Raw genomic sequence first — 19,062 nt, forward strand, 5'->3', positions numbered from 1 at the left:
ACTGCGGGTGATCCCCGGCGCGGTGCTGGGCTGGGACATGGGCGCGGCGCTGGCGATGGCGCAGGCCCTTGGGATCGACACCCTTATCGCCGCCGAACTGCTGCCCGAGATCGAGGCAGTGATGGTGCGCAAGCTGAACGAACAGATCGGAGAGGGACATGGCTGAGAAGAGGGTCTCTGTCCGACTGGTCGCGGAAGGCGGCCGTCAGGTCCGGGCTGAGTTGGAAGGCATCGGCGAGGCTGGCACGCGCGGGTTTGGCCGCCTGTCTTCCGAGATGGAACTGGCCAATGCCCGCCTCGGCAGCTTTGCCCGCAAGGCCGGGATCGCTCTGGCGGCGGTTACCGCCGCCGCTGCCGCTGCGGGCGTGGCGATGGTCCGCTCAGGGCTTGATGTCATCGGCGCACAGGCCGACATGGCCGCTTCGCTCCGGACCACTGTCGAAAGCCTGCAGGTGCTGACATGGGCTGGCGAGTTGGCCGGTGTCTCGATGGGCGACATCGACCAGGCCACCAAGAAGCTGACCACGCGGCTTTCCGAAGCAGCAGCCGGATCGGGTTCGGCCGTTGGGGCTTTGCAGCGGCTGAACCTGACAGCCGCCGAACTACAGGCCTTGCCGCTCGACCAGCGCATCGTCGCCATCCAGGACGCCTTGGCCCGTTATGTTCCCGAGGCCGAACGCGCCGCCGTGGCGTCCGACCTGTTTGGCGACCGTGCCGCACTGGCGTTTCTGCGCATCGACTCCGCGACCTTGCGAGAGGCGGCGCAGGATGTGCAGGATTTCGGGGTGGCGGTCAGCGCGGCTGATGCGGCACAGATAGAACGCACCGGCGATGCCATCGCCAAGTTGAGCCTGATCTGGCTTGGCCTGACCAACCGCCTGACCGCTGCTGTCGCCCCGGCACTGGAAACGGTGGCGAACGCGCTGTCCAACATGGCGCGCGGCACCGGGCCCATCGGCGGTGCAATCACCGCAGTCTTCGATAACCTCGCACGCCTCGCCACCTATGCCGCGACGTTTACCGCCTTCATGGCGGGTCGTTGGGTGGCGGGGTTGGCAGTGGCGGCCCTGTCCGTACGCGGCCTCGCCACGGCGCTGGTCTTTCTGCGCGGGGCGCTGATCCGCACGGGCATCGGCGCGTTGATCGTTGGCGCGGGGGAACTGGTCTATCAGTTCTCGCAGCTTGTGACCCGTGTCGGCGGTGTGGGCGAGGCCTTCCGCCTGCTCGGCGATCTGGCATCGGAGGTCTGGTCGCGCATCGGCCTCGCTCTCGACGCCGCATTCGCCAACATGGCTGCGGGCTGGGAGGGTCTGAAGGCGGCCGGGCTCTCGGCCCTCGAGGGCACCATCGCGGGCGTGGTCAGTTTCGGGGACCGGACGGCTGCGATCTTCCAGGGCGCTTATGATGCGGCGGTCGCAATCTGGGGCAGTCTGCCCGGCGCCATCGGCGATTTTGCCTTCCAGGCCGCGAACGGGCTGATTTCCGGGGTGGAGGCGATGCTGAACGGCGTCGTCACGCGCATCAACAATTTCATCAACGGATTGAACGCTGCCTTGGACCTTCTGCCCGACTGGGCGGTCGGCGAAGGTGGGGTGCGGATCGGCACGCTTGACCCCGTGGAACTGGCGCGGATCGGCAACCCGTTCGAGGGTGCCGCAACCGCCGCCGGGGCGGCCGCAGCAGATGCCTTTTCAGCCGCGCTCTCGCGCACCTATCTCGAGCCACCCGACCTCGGGCTTGGCACGATGGCAGATGACGCGCGTGGCCGGGCCGATGGCTATCGCGAGGCGGCTGGCATGTTGGCAGATGCTGCCGGCCGTCCACTGGCCAATTGGCAAGCCTTACGCGACGCGGTGACCGGCACAGGGGCGGAGGCAGAAGCCGCGCTGGCAGATGCCGCCAACTCTGCGGATGCCCTGAACACCGAACTGGACGACACCGCTGCTGCTGCCGGGAATGCAGGCGCAGCGGCGCGTGACGCCGGGACTGACGCTGCCGCAGGGGCTGACCAGGCTGCGACCGGATGGGGTGCCGTATCAGCCGCGCTCGCCGACTATGCCGCCAAGGCGCGCAACATCGGCGGTGATATCGGGAGCGCGTTGGTCGGGGCCTTCACCTCGGCGGAGAACGCCGTGGGCGAGTTCGTCAAGACCGGCAAGCTCGACTTCCGCGATCTGGTCACGTCGATGATCGCCGATCTGGCCAAGCTGGCGGCGCGGCGGTTCATCCTCGGCCCCATCGCCAATGCGCTGTCGGGAGCGCTGGGCGGTGCGGGTGGTATCTTCGCAAACATCCTCCACGCCGGTGGCATGGTCGGATCGCCGGGGCCGGGCCGCATGGTCCCGGCGCTGGCCTTCGCCAATGCCCCGCGCATGCATGCAGGCGGCTGGGCCGGGATCAAGCCCGACGAAGTTCCGGAGATCCTTCAGAAGGGCGAGCGCGTGCTCTCCCGCCGCGAGGCAGCAGGTTACGGCCAATCCAGCGCGCCTGCGGTCAACGTCACCATCATGGCGCGCGACGCCGAAAGCTTCCGTCAGTCGCGCACGCAGGTGGCCAGCGACATCGCGCGCGCTGTGTCCCTCGGCCGGAGGGGCATGTGATGGCATTCCATGAAGTCAGGTTCCTCGACAACATCAGCCGCGGGGCACGGGGTGGGCCGGAACGGCGCACGCAAGTGGTCGAACTGGCCTCTGGCGACGAGGAGCGCAACGCCAGCTGGGCCAACAGCCGACGCCGCTATGACGTGGCCTATGGCATCCGCCGCGCTGACGATCTGGCGGCGGTCGTGGCATTTTTCGAAGCCCGCAACGGCCGCCTGCACGGCTTTCGCTACAAGGATTGGGCCGACTACAAATCCTGCCTGCCCTCGCAGGCGGTGGCCCCGACCGACCAACCCATCGGCACCGGCAATGGCGCGGTCACCACCTTCGCCCTGCTGAAGCGCTACACTTCCGGCGCGCAAAGCTGGACCCGCGCGATTGCCAAACCCGTGGCGGGCACTGTCCGTCTTTCCCTGAACGGCGTCGAACAGATGTCGGGCTGGAGCGTCAACACCGCCACCGGCAGCGTGACCTTCACCACCGCCCCGGGCGCGGGCGTCGCAATCACGGCGGGCTTCGAATTCGACGTCCCCGTCCGCTTCGACACCGACCTGCTCGACGTCACACTCGACCTCGAGCGGCTGGGTTCGATCACATCCATTCCCCTGCTGGAGATCCGGCGATGAACGAAGAAACTGGCTTTGTTGCCGCCGTCTTGCGCGATCTGGCGACCTCCACCGCCGTCATCCTGGCGGCCTGGGGTGCACTGGGCGGTGCGACCAATGCGCTGACTACGCGGATGCGGCTGCGCGACGCTCTGCGCCACATCCTGCTCGGCGGGCTGATTGCCGCCGGGATGGGCAGCCTGTCGATGGCGGTCATCACCGCATGGCTCAGCCTGCCGTCGCAGGCGATCCCCGCCGGGGGTGCGGCGGGGTCAGCCGCCTATCTGGTCGGTGTCTTCGGCCCCGCCTTCATCGAGGTCGTCCTCGCCCGCCTGCGCAGCGGGAAGGGGGCAACCCCGATGCATGAACTTCTCCGTCTCGCGCGCGCCATCCGCTGCGAAGCAGCCGACCCGGCACAGGCCTTCAGTCACCGCCTGCGCATCGGCCTTCTCGTCGCCGTCCTGATCCTGATCCTCTCAACACTCTTCGGGTGATCCCATGCACATGACTGATCGGGGCCTGCTGGCTCTTGTCCGGCACGAAGGACTCGTTCCCGGACCCTATCTCGACGTCAAAAACATCTGGACCTTCGGCATTGGCCACACCGCTGCCGCCGGTCCGCCCGATCCCGCGCGGCTGCCCCGCGGCATGCCTGCCGATCTCGATGCGGGGATCCGTGAGGCCTTTCGGGTCTTTCGCACCGACCTCGCCGCTTACGAGGCCGAAGTTCTGCGCGCCGTGAAGGTGCCGCTGGAGCCGCACGAGTTCGATGCGTTGGTCAGCTTCCACTACAATACCGGTGGCATCGCGAAAGCGTCGCTGACCCGCCACCTGAACGCGGGCAACCGCGCCGCCGCTGCACCGTGCCTATCTGCAGGCGAATATCGCGGGCGGTGAAGGGTTCGACTGGTTCTATGCCAGCGCCGCTGACCGCTCCGCGCAGATCCGCACGCCCATCACCGATGGTGCGGCGGCCAAGCCTTGGGTCTTTCGCCCCAAGGATATCCGCGCCTGGTGGACGAACCCGCACTACAACCGGCCGGGCGGGGTGGAAAGCGGCTTGGCCACCGCATGGGTGCCGCAATCGAAACCCATCCGTTTCACCGAACTGGGCTGCCCGGCCATCGACCGGGGTACGAACCAGCCCAATGTCTTCTTCGACCCGAAGTCGTCCGAGAGCTTCACGCCTTATTTCTCGCGCGGCTGGCGGGACGACGCGATCCAGCGCGCCTATCTGGAGGCGAGCTACCTGCATTGGGGTGACCCGGCCAACAACCCGATTTCCGCCGTCTATGGCGGCCGGATGGTCCACGTCCCCGAATGCGCCGCGTGGACCTGGGATGCGCGACCCTATCCGTTTTTCCCCGAACTGACGGACGTCTGGACCGACGGTCCGAACTGGCGGCTTGGCCACTGGCTGACCGGGCGGCTGGGGGCAGTGTCGCTGGTGGCCCTCATGCGCCACCTCTGCCTGCGCGCCGGAATGCCGGAGGCGTTGATCGACGTATCCGGCCTCTGGGGCGCGGTAGAAGGCTATGCCATCACTGCGCTGGAAGCCCCGCGGTCCTCGATCAGCACGTTGGCCCGGCATTTCGGGTTCGATGTCATCGAGACCGAGGGCATGATCCGCTTCGTCATGCGCGGGCGGGCGACGGTTCTGACCTTGGCCCATGACGACCTTGTCGCCTCCCGCGAAGGCGAGGCGCTGGAACTGGTCCGCGCGCAGGAAACCGAACTGCCGCAGGCACTGAAGTGGCAGGTCGCGCGCGCCGATGAGGACTATGACGCAGCGCTCGTCGAATCTCGCCGCATTACCGTCGACACCACCCGCATCGCGTCCGAATCCTTCCCGATGGCGATCCCGCCCGAAGAGGCCGAACGCCGCTGCCGCCGCGCGCTGATGGAAGCCTGGATCGGGCGCGAAAGCGCCACCTTCCGCCTGCCGCCCTCACGGCTGGCGCTGGACCCCGCCGACGTGATCCGGCTTGTGCATGATGGCCGCGAGATCGAGTTGCGCCTTGTGTCCATCGCCGATTCCGATGGCCGGGGCGTTGAGGCCGTCCGCCAGGATCGCGGTGCCTATGACCTGCCGCCCGGCGATCCGCGCCCGGCATCGCTGACCCGGTCCGTGGTCTTCGGTGCGCCGGATGTGGTTCTGCTGGACTTGCCACAGCTTTCCGAGGACCAGCCCGCGCACCGGCCAATGGTCGCGGCGCATGCCGTTCCCTGGCCAGGCGAGATGGCGGTGTTTCGCAGCCCGGGGGCGGATGGGTTCGCCTTGCTGACCACCTTCGGCAGCCGCGCCAGGATCGGCACGCTGGTGTCGGACTTCTATCCGGGCCCGACCTCGCGCTTCGATCTCGGAAATGCGCTGGTCGTCGATCTGGTCTCAGGCACGCTGGAAAGCGTCACCGATCTGACCCTGTTCGGCGGCGCCAACGCGCTGGCGGTGGAATCCGCGCCAGGCTTCTGGGAAATAGTGCAGGCGGGTGCCGCCGAACTGATCGCCCCCGGCCGCTATCGCCTGACCCGCATCCTGCGCGGTCAGCGAGGTACCGAAGCTGCGATGGGCAATCCCACCCCGGCCGGGGCACGAGTGGTGGTGCTGGATTCCGCCCTTGCCCCACTGCCCATCGCGGAGGCCGATCTCGGTCTGCCGTGGAACTGGCGTATCGGCCCCGCGGCGCGGTCCGTCAGCGACGCCAGCTACACCGCGCTGGCCTTCACGCCAGCCGGTCGCGGCCTCGTTCCCTTCGCCCCGGTCCATGTCGCGCAGCCGTGGCGCACGGCGCGCAGCCCGGGCGATTTGACGATCCGCTGGACGCGGCGATCCCGCGCGCTGGTGGCTGATGCCTGGGAGCAGGTCGAGGTGCCGCTGGCCGAAGACCTGCAAAGCTATGACGTCCAGATCCTCGACGGGGAAGCGGTCAAGCGGACGCTGACCAGCACCACGACATCCGTCCTCTACACTGCTGCCCAGCAGGCCGCCGATTGGGGCGCGCCGCTCAGTTCCGGTCAGTCACTCGCGATCCGCATCTACCAACTCTCGAACCGCCTCGGTCGCGGCGATCCCGCCACCGTCACTCTCCAGTTCTGAAGGCCCGCCATGTCCAACACCTCCACCCATCTTGGCCTGCCATATCTTCTCGCGGCTCAATCCTAGAAGCATGTCACCCACAACGAGGCGCTGCGCCTGCTCGACGCCATGGTGCAACTGTCAGTCCTCGACCGCACGCGCACCACGCCCCCGGCCAGCCCCGCTGATGGCGACCGGCACCTCGTCGCATCCGGCGCGACGGGCCTCTGGGCGGGGTGGGATCTGAACGTGGCCTTCTGGGTCGATGGCGTCTGGCTGCGCCTTGTTCCGCGCCCCGGCTGGCTGGTCTGGATCGCGGCAGAACAGATGTTCCTAGTCTGGAACGGCAGCGCCTGGGATCCGGTCGGTGTGCCCCAGGACGTTTCCGACGCGATCTTCAGCCTCGTCAGCGACGCCGATCCGACGAAGAAGGTGCTGTTTTCGCTGTCGGGGATTACCACGGGCACGACCCGAACCTACAGCCTGCCGAACACCTCGAGCGAACTGGCAATCCTCGCGGGCACCCAGACCTTCACGGGCAATAAGACCTTCTCCGGCACGCTGACCGCCTCGGGCACTGTCACGGTTTCGGCGGCCTCAGCCAGCATCGGCACAGCGACGACGACCGCCACTTACGGCATGGGCACCGGGGCGACGACCACCGGCGTCACCAAGACCGTGAACCTCGGCACTGGCGGCGCATCCGGATCGACCACGGTCGTCAACATTGGCTCGGCCACGGCAGGGGCCGGGGGCCCCACGGTGGTGAACACGCCCACCGTAACTTTCGCCAATGCGGTGACACAGGTCGGCATGCCCCAGGCAAACCTGACCGCGCAGCTTCTCGGCCTCGGCGGGGCGACCGCCGACAGCGACAACCGCGTATCGGTCAACACCCCGGCGCTCCTGTTCAACAACGCAGGCGCCGGGATCGAGGCCACGGTCAACAAGGCGGCGGCCGGGAACGATGCAGCTTTCGCCTTCAAGACCGGGTTTTCGGCCCGAGCGCTGATCGGCCTCTTGGGCAACGACGATTTCAGCTTCAAGGTCAGTCCGGATGGCTCGGCCTTCTTCGATGCCATCAGGATCGACCGCACCAGCGGCCAGGTGGAACTGCCGCAGCCGACAATCCTGCCGGGGCTCAGCGCCGCTCCATCCCCTCCGCCCACCGGCAAGGCGGCCGTCTATGCCCGCAACCGGGCGGGGGCACCGTGGATCGACGTGATGCGCCCCTCCGGCCGAGACTTCCCGCTGCAACCGCATTTCGGTGTCAACCGGATCGCCAACTGGTCACCATCTGTCACCACCACGATCACCACCGAAGGCTTGCCCGTCACCTCGGTCGGCACCGTGTCCACCCCCACGCTTGCCGCAACGAACCTAGCCGCCAGCATGCGCCGCTGGCGGCTGACTTCGGCGGCGGTGGTGGACTCAGCGGCCGAGCAGCGTTCTGCCGGTTGGGCCTGCTGGCGCGGCAACGCGGCGGGGCTGGGCGGTTGGACCTTCGTCACGCGGATTTCGCTGACGACGCTGCAGGCAACCGGCATGGGCTTCTTCGGGCTTTACGGATCGACCGCCGCTCTCGCCACCACGCTGGCGCTGGCCGCCGCCATCAACTGCATCGGCATCGGCTTCCAGCGCGGCACCCACACCCGCTGGCAGCTGGTCGCAAACGACGGCACCGGCGCGCCCACGCTGATCGACATGGGGGCGAGTTTCGCCATCGCGACTGGCGGGGTGCTGACGCTGTTTATCGCGGCACCGCCGAACGGCAGTTCCGTCTGGGTGCGGGTGGTCGACGAGGTTTCCGGTGCGGTCTTCGAGCAGGAGATCACCGCCGACCTGCCCGCCGCGACGCAGTTCCTGTCGCCGCGGCTGTTCCTGAACACCGGGGCGACCGCCGCCGCAGTCGCCTTCGATTGTGCCGGAGTCTACCTGGAGACAGACTTCTGACACGCCGAGAAGCACCTGAAAATGAGCGGACCATGCGGGCCATCTCCTTCCGATGACAGCCATGTCAGGCCTCGCCGCCGATCTCGATCTGTCCTTCGCCTCCTCGCAGCCATTCTTCGAACCTGCTGACAACCTCATTCACCCGATCGGGCTTCCGCAAGGCGCACTCCCAGATCGTCGCGACACGCCAGCCTGCCTCTACAAGTTCTCTTCGGACAGCGCTGTCTCGTGCAATGTTCGCTGCGAACTTCGCCTGCCAGAATTCCGGTCGGGTAGAGGGGCTGGTTGTGTATCGACACCCCTTGTGACGATGCCAGAAGCAGCCGTGCACGAAGACGACTGCATGGTGCTTTGGCAGCACGAGGTCCGGCCGTCCGGGTGCGCCGGTGAAATGAAGCCGGAAGCGAAAGCCGCGCGCGTGTAATGCGCGCCTGAGAGCGAGCTCCGGCTTGGTGTTCTTTCCCCGTATTCCGGACATCATCCGGGAACGGGTCTGCTGATCGACGATGTCCGCCATTGTATCCTGGTCTTCGTCCCTGAACCTGGTATACACCGGCTGGATCAAATTCGTCAGGAGCCCGATTTGCCTTCCACTTTTGGCATTGTCGATCTGTTTGCCGGTCCGGGCGGACTTGGCGAGGGGTTCGCTTCCCTCATAGAGGACGGTCATGCGCCGTTCCGGATCGGCATCTCGGTCGAAAAGGAGGCGTCGGCTCATCGAACCCTGACCTTGCGCGCATTCCTGCGGGAACATCGCGCTAGCCATGGCACCCTTCCGGCACAGTTTGTCGATTTCCACGCTGGACTCGCTTCCGAGCCGGACTGGTCAGCCGTCGATCCGCACGCATGGCGTCACGCCGTCGAAGAGGCGCGTCCGCTCGAACTCGGTACTGAAGTCGCGGCGACCGCAATCGACCGGGCAATCGAGAAGTTGAAAGCCGCTTACGACGACACAATCCTGATCGGGGGCCCGCCTTGCCAAGCTTATTCCCTCGTGGGGCGCGCTCGGTCGAGGGGCAAGGTCGGCTATATCCCGGAGGAGGATGCGCGGCACTATCTCTTCCGTGAATACATCCGGGTCCTCGACAAGCTTCGCCCCGCAGCCTTCGTGATGGAAAACGTCAAGGGCATGCTCTCGTCGACGGTCGAGAGCCGACTGGTCTTCGAGATGCTGATGGAGGACCTGTCCTCTCTCGGTACTGGGCGTGACCATCATTACGAGCTGCGTGCAATCCGTATCCAAGATGGCAAGGCCAGCCTGAACGAAGCGATGCAGCCATCTGACTTCATTGTCCGGGCCGAGGCGTTCGGCGTCCCACAGCGCCGCCACAGGGTGATCATCGTCGGGATCCGCTCTGATCTCGCGCACCGAGCCGCAGGTGCCGAGATCGCCGTGTCAGGAGAGACCAGAACGGTCAGCGATATCATCGGCGCCTTGCCTGCCCTGCGCAGCGGCATCAGCCGTGGTCACGACGACTCATCGGCGTGGCAGCAAGAAGTCACCGATGCCGCAAGACTGTTAGCCAGCATCTACAAGGGCAAGGATGACGGAGCGCTTCGTGAAGCCTTTCAGTCCATATCAAGCCGTATGCGAGTTGCGCCACCGGCTGTTCGAACGGCCTCGTGGCTTCCCGAAGGCTATGGCACCGCGAACGATGAATTGCTGCGATGGCTGGAACGGCCGGGCCTGCGCGCGATAGCTCAGCACGAAACCCGCGGGCACATGAAGTCGGATCTGGGCCGCTATCTCTTCGCGGCCGTGTTCGGGTCTGTCCGTGGCTACAGCCCGAAGGCGGCTGATTTTCCCTTGGTGCTCAGCCCGGACCACCGCAACTGGCACAGCGGTGTCTTCAATGACCGTTTTCGCGTCCAGCTCGCCGACGAGGCATCGACCACTGTCACGAGCCATATCTCGAAGGATGGTCACTACTTCATCCATCCCGATCCGTTGCAGTGCCGTAGCTTGACGGTTCGCGAGGCGGCACGACTGCAAACCTTTCCCGACGACTACCTTTTCCTAGGAAACCGGACACAGCAGTATGTGCAAGTTGGAAACGCAGTGCCGCCCTATCTTGCACGTCAAATCGCCAGACTGTTGATAGCCGGTATTGACGGAGTCTAGTCTTGCGAAAATGCATCGTGCGTGCAGACATTGTCTATCGGTAAGATTTGTCTCGCTATCAAGTCTCCCTGATTGCGGCACCCTCTCTTGCTGAAATAATGAGTAATTCGCTGGCGCTCGCAGTACTGATTATTGCCGAAGAGTGGGTCGCAACGAATATCTGGCCAAATCTCTGTGAAGCGAAATCCATCATTCGAACCTGCAGGTCTGGGTGAAGATAGATATCCGGCTCGTCTAGGATCAAGACGGCACTGGCTGAGCCACGCAGGAACTGAAGAACCATCTGCATCCAAACCTGGAGGCCAAATCCTGACCAGAAGATCTCTCGCGGAATTCCGTTTTCGAAGAACATCATCTCCAGAGGCTCTCCGCTGCCAAAAACTTTAGGGCGATCGAGAGTTATCTCTGGCCAAGCGGCTGAAACATTCTCTGAAAACTCGTGAAACTCTCTATCTGTTCGTCGTACAAGGATATTCCGAAGGTGCCGATGTGCGGTGCGCGTATTCTCACTGCTAGAGATGGTCTTGTCGGTCAGATAGTGCTCGCGTTCTTCAACCGGACCCAAGGTAGGCACTACCACCAACGATAAAGGGAACTGGCGTTGAAAGGCTGCGGTTGTTCTCGGCGGCGGCCCATCAGCAAGCAAGTAAGCCTTGATTGGATGATCCGGATGGAGAATGATCACAAGCTGCGCGCCATTTCTCAAGGTTATACGCACTGAAGCCGGATTGTCCGAGTAGTTCCACGCAATGTTTGTTATTGGAATCCTTAGTACTGTGGTGGGCAGCGTGAAGCAAGCGCAGCTTCTGCCCTCAAATTCAGTTAGATCCGGCACTCGTCTAGACGCAAACCGAAGGACATCGTGTGTCACCCTTAGCGCGTCAAGGATGCTCGACTTACCAGCATTGTTTTTTCCAGTCAGAATATTCTTTGGGCCTGCATCTAGCCGAAATCCTCTGAACTTCTTGAAGTTCTTCAATTGAATGGACGCGATATGTCCGTCAGTTATCGCGCTCCTTGTGCTTCCACTTTCATTGACCACCCCTCTCGAAGAGGTGACCTTGGGTTTGGAGGTGTGCCTGTCCTGCTCTCGAAGTGCAGGTTGTCCTTCAACTTCATATGTTACGACTGGTGTGTGTGAATTTACCCAGTCGATTGACCAGTCAGATTCTTCATGTTCCCAGCTGGTGTAATTGACCTCGGAGAATCCACCATGTGAGGCGGGAGCAGATCTCGCTCGATGGAAAGCTTCTGCGGCGGTTTCCGATTCGAACTCCGATGGCGAGTACTCTGGGGAACGGTCAGAGGTCATCTCTACATCAGTAGTTGATTCTTGGCGAACTCGGCGAGGTTTATGATCTTCTTGCATCTTTCACCTTGTAGTGGCCTCGAGGAAGACCTGAGTGTCCTTTACGGGATTGGAGTGGCTCAAGGGCAAATCCATGCTGTAGGTATCCAAGTCACAATCCCTAAATAAAACACCGTTCTTCCCGTTGCGCTCGATGATGTGATAGTTCTGGAGGCATAGCCAACTGTTTGGCTCAATGGCTCTTCATCTCGCTTATTCCCTCTACTTGGTGTGTGAAGTCTGCCGACTTAATTCGATCCCAGACATCGCGGCGTTTTGCCACCTCTGATATCTGCTGGCCTGGAGCTATTCTGTTGAACTCGGCGTTTACGACGACGGCCCAGTCCCACAGAAGGTCGCGCAAGCCAGCAGAAATCCCTTGTCGCATCCAGATTTGTTCGAGGTCGAGCCGATCACCAAGACGGTCCGAGACCACCGCTAAGACGTAAGTGGCGATGTCGCTCCAAGCTTGTGTGAAAGTCGATTTCGCTGCTTTCGCATTGATCATTTGCTGGATCGAGTTGTACAAGATGGCCTTTGCGATCATTTTCCGATACCAGATCACGTCGAGTGGTTCAGGAACGATTGATGGGTCTTCATCAAGCGCCTTCATGAAGGCGGCAAAATTCTTCTCACCTTTCAGCGCCACTTGGTTCGGCTTGCCGCGCCACGCTTCGTGGTATTTCGCTATGTCGTTTTTGGTCAGCTTGCGCTTCGGCGGAATCATTTCCTGAAGCTTTCTGCGCCTTGCAGGCGTGTTGCCGTCCCTGAGCAGCATGACATTGTAGGCACCCGCTGCCCGTTCGTAGAACCAGCGTGTTGCGCCATCCGGGCACCAGGTCTCGTTCGCGAGCTTTTCAAGCTGGACGTGGAAAGGCCGGTTTGCCGAAAGATCAGACATCTTCACTGCGTTCTGACTGTTTGCGTAACGAGAGACGTTGCTGATCAGCCGTTCGCGTGCATCGTCCTGCGATCCCTTCAGGATGATGATCTTGGCCGGAACCATGACGTGGCTCAGGTCGATGGTCCTGTCATCACGCGATGCGAAGTAGATGGACGAAGTTGTCTGCCCTCCATTGACGATTTGCAGACCCTTGAGGAAAGAGAGTCCAAGATTCCCGTCATCGGCGCGCTCGAATTCGGCAACGTCACAAACGAGCACGAGGCCGTTATTGAAGGCTAGAAAGTGCTCAGGCTCCTTGCGAAGCGTCTCGACGATCCCCTTGTTCACGGCCTTCTTGGTGCCGAGGAATGTCCTGACATTGGCCTCAAGGAGGCGTGGTCCGAAGCGCAGGTAAAGATCGCGGATCAACTGTCCCGGAATTGCAGTCAGGGCATACTCGTAGTCGGCATCGGGATCAGGAACGTGGACGCAAGGAAGCGGCCTGCCGATTGACTGGACGAGGCTAAGGGATAACTCGTCTCGGGGTTTACCATCGGTATGCCGGAACAACCTCTCCATATCCATGGCCTCGACGGCCACCATCTTGTCATGGACTTCCTTGTTCGAAAAACGCTTGGTCTTTGTCTTGCCGTCGGTGATTACGAACACACGGAGGCGGTCGATATCTCCCCATCTGGAGCGAATGGTTGCAACCAGGTCTCGCACCGAATGAGTTGGGTCGATCCTTGCATCAAGGTTTCCACTTGCCGCGCGAAATAGGAAGCGAACACCTTCGCTGGCGGTGGCTGTTGCATCTGAGTCGACCAGGTCCTGAAGGTTCTCAGTCCCGAAGTAATGGGTGACAAAAAGATCGAGGGCCGTTTCGTCAGCGCTGAGGGCATAGCCTGTGATGCGCAGCTTTGCATTGCCGACCTTGCCGTTCCAGTGACAGACTATGGGCTCTTCGCAGATGCCGGTCTCTGCCACATGTTCCATCACCTTTTCTGCAAAGACGAGTTCTTCCGAAGGAAAAGGTCCTTCACCAGCTTCAATACGCTCTGCAATCGTCGCTTGAAGATCGGAACGGAAATTGCGGTGGAATTCCTCAAGGCTCATATCATTCCAATCCAAATGCGATGATCAACTCTGGCATTCCGGCATAAGGGACTTCCAGTGCGTCAATGTCGAGGACATAGGCTGCCGACCGGATGGCCGCTTGCAGTGCGGTGCGTGTGAGGCGCGGCATATCGCCCTCCACAGGGATAGCTTTCGAGTCCTTCAAGATGAGCGTGCGGCCGTAGAGAGCTGCATGTTCGTCGAGGTATCCCATCACCATGAGCAGTGCTTCGAAAGCTCGCTGGACTCCCGCTAGACGGAACTTCTCCCGGAGTTCAGCCACGAGATCGACAAGAGACATCCCGTCCGTATTCTCTTCGAAGCGGAGGGCGCAGAGGAACAGTGGCTCCCTATCGTCATCCAGCTGCTCGATACTGTTGATGCGAGCGAGGAAGCTACCAGTACGGACTGTGCTCTTCACCTCGATCGCTCCTGCTCGAACGTGGAAATCCTGTGCCGCTCGTAGCGGCCCCTGCCAGCAGTTCAGAGCACCCGCGCCCAGTGAGGTATCGATGAGGCGTCGAAGAATCCAGAGTTCGCCAAAGAGTCCGATCTGCGCGTCTGGGGAGAGCGGGCGCTGGGTTCGCGCCATGAACGACTGCCACTCTCGGACCCGCTCGAGAAAGGCCTCTATCACGTCCTTGGTCGCGTTTGCAGCTGAGAATTCGAGCGTTCTCAGAACATCAACCACCATGATGGCAAAAATGTCCGGAGACCCCTCCGGCCTTCGTACCAGTGCGATGGCGGTCTTCCCTGCGAAGGCGTTCTGACCCTCAATGCTGGTGACATCGAAGCCCTTTCCTTCCGGGAGCCGCGCGGCATTTACCGGCGAGGATCCTGGAAAGGAAACGATCAGCGCTTCGCGGCCGAGCGGAAAGTGGCACCCCGCCTCCACGGACACCGCTCCCATGTCTGTCAGATGGACAAATCGCCAGTCTTCTGCGGCTTCCTGTCGAGCGAGTGCTCGCCATGCGCGCGTCAGTCCCTCTTCAGTCCACCCACTCATTGAGGCCTCCCCACAGCACGCTATTGGCGATGTACCTCGAGTTGGAGACTCTTCTGTCTGAAGTGCTTGATGGGAAACTTATTGCCCATGCAACGATGGGGTCTGCATCCTTCAACTCATCGACCCCCGCGCCGTCAGGATCGAGCAGATAGAGCATAAGCAGTCCGCGTTCCCTGCGGGCTGCGATGCCTGCTTCTGCTATGCCTTGGCCAAGGATGTGACGGATCTGCGGACCTCTAGGCTCTGACGGTGGCTCTTTGCCCTCGTTCCGATCAGTGTCGTTGCGCCAGGTTTTCTGGCTAAGCTCCAACGCTGCCTTCCATTCGGCTTCCGTCAGATCTATGGCCTGATCACGGGGGGAGATCAGGGTCTTGATCGAGTATCTATCAGCGTGTTCTGTGGTGCGCTTGCGCTGGAGCATGTTGACAGAACAGCCGCCAATCTCTCGAAGCTTGTCGTCCGGGCCACTATCCTTGCCGATCAGTGCTACCGTCCAGCGCGAGAGCTCGTCATCCTTGTTCATTTCCTCGATGAAATCGGCAATCAGCGGACTCATGATCCTGAAACTCGCTGGGTGTGTCCGGTAATCTCGGAGAAAAGAGATGACGCTGAGCGAAGGTGCTTCGCGCCAGAGATGGCCATTCCACTTCTGATTTTCTGGAACATAGAACTGGTCATTCAAGTCCCGCGAGGTTCCAAGCGCAGCGATGAAGCGATCTGTAGCTTTGAAGTTTGCCGTGATGTCGTCCTTGCGGTTGGGAAAGACGATGGTCTGCAGGAGGTCGCCCGAATAGGTCAGCTGCATCGCCCGAGCGTTTCTCATCTTGGCAGGCGATGTCACGGTCAACACTGAGTGCGACTTGACGCGAAGGCCAAACTGCTTCGGCGTTGCCCCAGCAGCGACCATGTTGTCGAACTCCTGGCGCAACTCTTCGGCGGCATCGGCGATGTGGCCGAACCACTCCACCATTTCCTGGGAGGTGTAGAGGCGGCAGACATCCAGATAGCCGTCACGGTAGCCAAACCAACGCCCCATCTGCATGAGCGTATCGTACATGCGTGCAGTTCGAAGGAAGTAGCTCGTGCAGAGGCCCTCTAGCGTGAGGCCGCGCGCCAACTTGTCGCCGCCGATTGCAATGACCTTGAGGCCGGTGCCGTCATTTTCGGCGTAGTCGAGTGCGTCCTTTGCAGTGCCGTTGATCTCACGGACACGAATGTCGGAAAGGACATCCGGCAGGACGGCGCGCAGATCATCCCACGAGAAATCCGTCAGAGTTTCGCCTTCCACCAGGGCCGACCGGATCGCCTGCATTCCCGGAACGAATGTGTCCTGGTACTCCTTGCACATGGACGCCTCGAGTTCCGCAAGCTCGATGCCGCGGGTGAAGCGGCCTTTCATGTTTCGTACGTACTCGGCAACCTGGGTGACCACTTCACTCTGCACCGAAGTGTAGCGCGTCACGTGGATGAGCATTGAAGAATGCTTGTTACCTTGTCCGCGCAGCTTTCGTACAGCACAGGCGTAGACGAATGATCGGATTGCCTCCGCGAGCGAGTCCGGCACCCGGTCTTCACCTTTCCACCTGGGCCGATGTCCGTTCTTGTGCGGTTTGATCTCCGGCGAAGTCGTCGTCTTGCTCGGCATCCACGGCTGGAACTCTTCTTCCGTCAATGGGCGAACGAGCGGCAACTCCTCAGGTGTGCTTGATGCCGACCCAAATACGCGACCCGGTCCAACATAGTTCGATGGCGCTGCGAGGTTCGTGATGAACGCAGCCGGAAACAGGTCCGGTCCGTGCTCCTGTGTTTCTCCGCGGTCATGAATGAAGATGTTTGCGAAAGGCGTCGCAGTGTACCCGACGTAGGCCTTCCTCGAAAAGTGATGAAGGATGGAGCGGATCAACCTGTTGATGGTCTTGGGCTGATGCTCAAGGTCAGGGTTGCCGTTCTCATCCACGACGTCTTCGCCAGTGTCGACCGAACCGTGATCCGACTCGTCGTCGATCACGAGCAGCGGCAGGTTCGTAACGAGTTTGCGCCCGGTCTCGGGATCGACATGATTGGCGACACGGTTGCGGATCCAGTGGAGCAGCCGCTCGAGCACGGTCTTGTTCTTCTTTACGACGAACAGCCACGGACGCTGTTCCGGGCTGATGTTCATCTTCGCCGCAACCGCAGTGTTGAAGTCTCCCTTTTCACTTCGATTGGTCGCGGCGTTTGGACGGACGGACACGTCCTTGTCGATCAGCCCCACCCCAACCGCAGGGAGCTCGTCAGCGTCAGCGATGGTCGCAAAGCCAAGAAACCCTTCGTCGAGGCGGATTTGTGTCTGTGCTCTGAGGTTGTTGTGGAGACCAGCCAGCACGATGATGATCTTGTAACCGGCGTCAGCAGCCTTGCAGATCAGGCCGGTGTAGTTGCCGGTCTTTCCCGACTGGACATGGCCGACGACCAGCCCGCGGCGATCCCAGGCACCCTCCCTGGTAGGGTCCTCAAGCTGTGAGAGGACTTCGTCCGTGGCGACATCGAGGGCATCGAGGGCGGTCCATGGGATCCGCGCTTCCATGTACTCGGAGTAGCGCTGCCAATAGGTCCAGCCCTTCTTCCTCTCCGCATCAAGCCACGCGACATGGTCCTCTCCGCTGGAAAGGGTAGCATTGTCGCCCACGGTGCGGCTTGAACGCCGGATCAGTTCATCAACCAGCGCGTCACGATCGACGAGCACGAAATCGTCCTCCATCATGATCGCAAGCTTGTTGAGTTCCTTCTCGATCATTTCCGGCGTGACCGGGCTTTGGGCGCGCTCTGCCGCGAGTCGCAGCATGTTCTGCGCCATGGAAAGGATCGAGTCGAAGGCCTTCTGGTTTGAAATCGTCATTTGGCATCTTTCACTTCAAGTGCCGCAACCAGATTTAGGTGGCGGTCGAATGGGGGCGTGCGACCCAGCCGCTCGCGTGCCTCGGTCGGGCTGAGCCCTCGGAACTTCACCAGGGCTTCAAACATCGAAGACAGGGTTTCCATCACTTCGCTGTCGGGCGCCCCTGCAAATCCAGTTCTCGGCGTTTCCTTGTCTTCTGCCGTATCGAGCCAGATGCGCTGCACCGGTACTGTCTCCTCAATCAACCTGAGAAGCACGAGGATGTCGGACTTCAACGGGCCTGCCCTGTCGAGGATCGAAGCAACGAGATCATGGTCACGCGCAATCCGGTACGATGTCCCTTGTGCCGTTCGGCGCACTTGCCACGCGTCGGCAACTGCGCTCGAGCGAATGCCTGACACCGGGGTGATGTGACCCCGGTGGGCAAAAACACGTCTGGCAGTGTCTCGGGTTTCAGAGGCGAGACGGTGGAGCTGTGAGCGCAGCCGAACGGGTGGACTAGCCGTCGACTTCAGGACATTGATCTTCCACTCGGCGTCGGCAGTGTTGGGAATGTCGAGTCGGATGCGAGCAAGACGATGAGCTTCATCCCGTGGCCATGGCTTGCCGCCATCGCCCAAGCCAAGCCAGCCTCCGGCGAGAAGCAGCCGCCTGTTGCGATAGACGTAGAAGCCTTCCTGCTGCGTCCAGCCACCGGGTCCTGCAGCAGCTTCCTGTTCGTTCGTCTTGAGCATGTCGCGATGAGGAAGCACGTGACATTGAACAGTGACGCCGGTGGTGTGGAGTATGCGATATTCGGGGCTTTCGAGCGCCTTGCCAGGATGGCCCATCAGATACGGGTCCCAGGGCCTGATCGCTTGCCCGTTTAAAAGCAGGCGAAGTGCAGGTGTCTGGCCGTCGAGGAGACGATGGAAGACCATTGCAAGATGCGCGTCGATGCGATCTGCAAGCTCGATCATGTCGCTGGCGACGAAACCGTCTGTCACGATACGGTCAAGCTTCTCCCAGAGGACAATGGTGCCGTGTTTCATCTGGCCAAGAGGCTCAAGCAGATGTTCTGATCCAGGCGCGGGCCCTTCGAAAAGCGGCCAATCGGCGTCGGGCTCCGTTCCAATCAGGTCCAGATCCCAGCGTAGACAAACGACCGGTCCGTCAGCGCGTCGGCTTGCGACTGTCAGCCGTCGAGCTTGCGAGAAGCTCGCAGTCTTCAGCCCCAAGCCGAAGCGCCCAAGATCGCTGGCTGCACGCTCACTTCTTGGATCACGCGCACCGAGCCGCATCCCGGCTTCGAGGGCCGCGTCGTCCATTCCCTCACCGTCATCGACGATCCTGATCCAGCTTTCCGGTCCAGCCCATTCCAGACGAATAGCGACATCGCCCGCACTCGCTGCGATCGAATTATCGACAAGATCGGCAAGGGCAGTAGGGGTGGCATAGCCGAGACCGCGAAGGGACTCGAGCATCGAACTGGCATG

Annotated in this window: 12 protein-coding genes and 2 pseudogenes; 8 read left to right on the plus strand and 6 right to left on the minus strand. The window is 61.9% G+C overall.

The features are described 5' to 3' along the window. Positions 1-7 precede the first annotated feature (7 nt). The 7 genes and pseudogenes from CN97_RS20640 (at position 8) to CN97_RS09860 (ending at position 8,234) form a co-directional block, all read left to right on the plus strand. Positions 8-166 carry a DUF7697 family protein gene (locus CN97_RS20640; RefSeq protein WP_156969583.1) on the plus strand — a complete coding sequence of 53 codons (159 nt, stop codon included), beginning with the start codon at positions 8-10 and terminating at the stop codon, positions 164-166. Then, positions 159-2,600 (plus strand): phage tail tape measure C-terminal domain-containing protein, encoded by a 2,442-nt coding sequence (locus tag CN97_RS09835; RefSeq protein ID WP_035710640.1) that lies wholly within the window; start codon positions 159-161, stop codon positions 2,598-2,600. The genes CN97_RS20640 and CN97_RS09835 overlap by 8 nt, the downstream gene beginning before the upstream one ends. Next, positions 2,600-3,226: a DUF2460 domain-containing protein gene (locus CN97_RS09840; RefSeq protein ID WP_035710642.1), complete on the plus strand. Its 627-nt coding sequence runs from the start codon at positions 2,600-2,602 to the stop codon at positions 3,224-3,226. Before CN97_RS09835 ends, CN97_RS09840 begins: the two co-directional genes overlap by 1 nt. Continuing rightward, positions 3,223-3,699, plus strand: a complete 477-nt coding sequence (locus CN97_RS09845; RefSeq protein ID WP_248700080.1) for a hypothetical protein — start codon at positions 3,223-3,225, stop codon at positions 3,697-3,699. The genes CN97_RS09840 and CN97_RS09845 overlap by 4 nt, the downstream gene beginning before the upstream one ends. A 10-nt stretch (positions 3,700-3,709) precedes the next feature. After that, a complete protein-coding gene (locus CN97_RS09850; protein ID WP_248700088.1) occupies positions 3,710-4,102 on the plus strand; it encodes a lysozyme in 393 nt (130 codons plus the stop codon). Then, positions 4,068-6,302 (plus strand): annotated as a pseudogene (locus tag CN97_RS09855) (baseplate multidomain protein megatron); the annotation flags it as partial. The gene CN97_RS09850 and the pseudogene CN97_RS09855, both read left to right, overlap by 35 nt. 9 nt (positions 6,303-6,311) lie before the next feature. Beyond that, positions 6,312-8,234, plus strand: a pseudogene (locus CN97_RS09860) (DUF2793 domain-containing protein). A gap of 64 nt (positions 8,235-8,298) precedes the next feature. Here the strand turns inward: CN97_RS09860 and CN97_RS09865 are convergent. Continuing rightward, a complete protein-coding gene (locus tag CN97_RS09865; protein WP_035710646.1) occupies positions 8,299-8,751 on the minus strand; it encodes a very short patch repair endonuclease in 453 nt (150 codons plus the stop codon). A gap of 66 nt (positions 8,752-8,817) precedes the next feature. Between CN97_RS09865 and CN97_RS09870 the strand changes: the two genes are divergently transcribed. Continuing rightward, complete coding sequence (locus tag CN97_RS09870; RefSeq protein WP_035710648.1) at positions 8,818-10,356, plus strand: DNA cytosine methyltransferase; 1,539 nt, start codon at positions 8,818-8,820, stop codon at positions 10,354-10,356. Positions 10,357-10,414: 58 nt separating this feature from the next. Here CN97_RS09870 and CN97_RS20230 read toward each other — a convergent pair whose 3' ends face one another. The 5 genes from CN97_RS20230 to CN97_RS09895 form a co-directional block, all read right to left on the minus strand. Then, positions 10,415-11,725: an ATP-dependent nuclease gene (locus tag CN97_RS20230; RefSeq protein WP_084684083.1), complete on the minus strand. Its 1,311-nt coding sequence runs from the start codon at positions 11,723-11,725 to the stop codon at positions 10,415-10,417. 172 nt (positions 11,726-11,897) lie between these two features. Then, positions 11,898-13,703 (minus strand): AIPR family protein, encoded by a 1,806-nt coding sequence (locus tag CN97_RS09880; RefSeq protein WP_035710652.1) that lies wholly within the window; start codon positions 13,701-13,703, stop codon positions 11,898-11,900. Position 13,704: 1 nt separating this feature from the next. After that, on the minus strand, positions 13,705-14,709 hold the full coding sequence (locus tag CN97_RS09885) for a PD-(D/E)XK motif protein (RefSeq protein WP_035710655.1): 1,005 nt from the start codon (positions 14,707-14,709) through the stop codon (positions 13,705-13,707). Continuing rightward, the gene (locus CN97_RS09890) at positions 14,693-17,587 is read right to left on the minus strand and encodes a Z1 domain-containing protein (RefSeq protein WP_035710658.1); all 2,895 of its coding nucleotides are present in this window, start codon (positions 17,585-17,587) and stop codon (positions 14,693-14,695) included. Before CN97_RS09890 ends, CN97_RS09885 begins: the two co-directional genes overlap by 17 nt. After that, positions 17,584-19,050, minus strand: coding sequence for an ATP-binding protein (locus CN97_RS09895; protein WP_248700082.1), 1,467 nt, complete (start codon positions 19,048-19,050; stop codon positions 17,584-17,586). The genes CN97_RS09890 and CN97_RS09895 overlap by 4 nt, the downstream gene beginning before the upstream one ends. Positions 19,051-19,062: the final 12 nt, after the last annotated feature.

Origin of the sequence: Haematobacter massiliensis (assembly GCF_000740795.1) — a bacterium.
GTDB lineage: Bacteria > Pseudomonadota > Alphaproteobacteria > Rhodobacterales > Rhodobacteraceae > Haematobacter > Haematobacter massiliensis.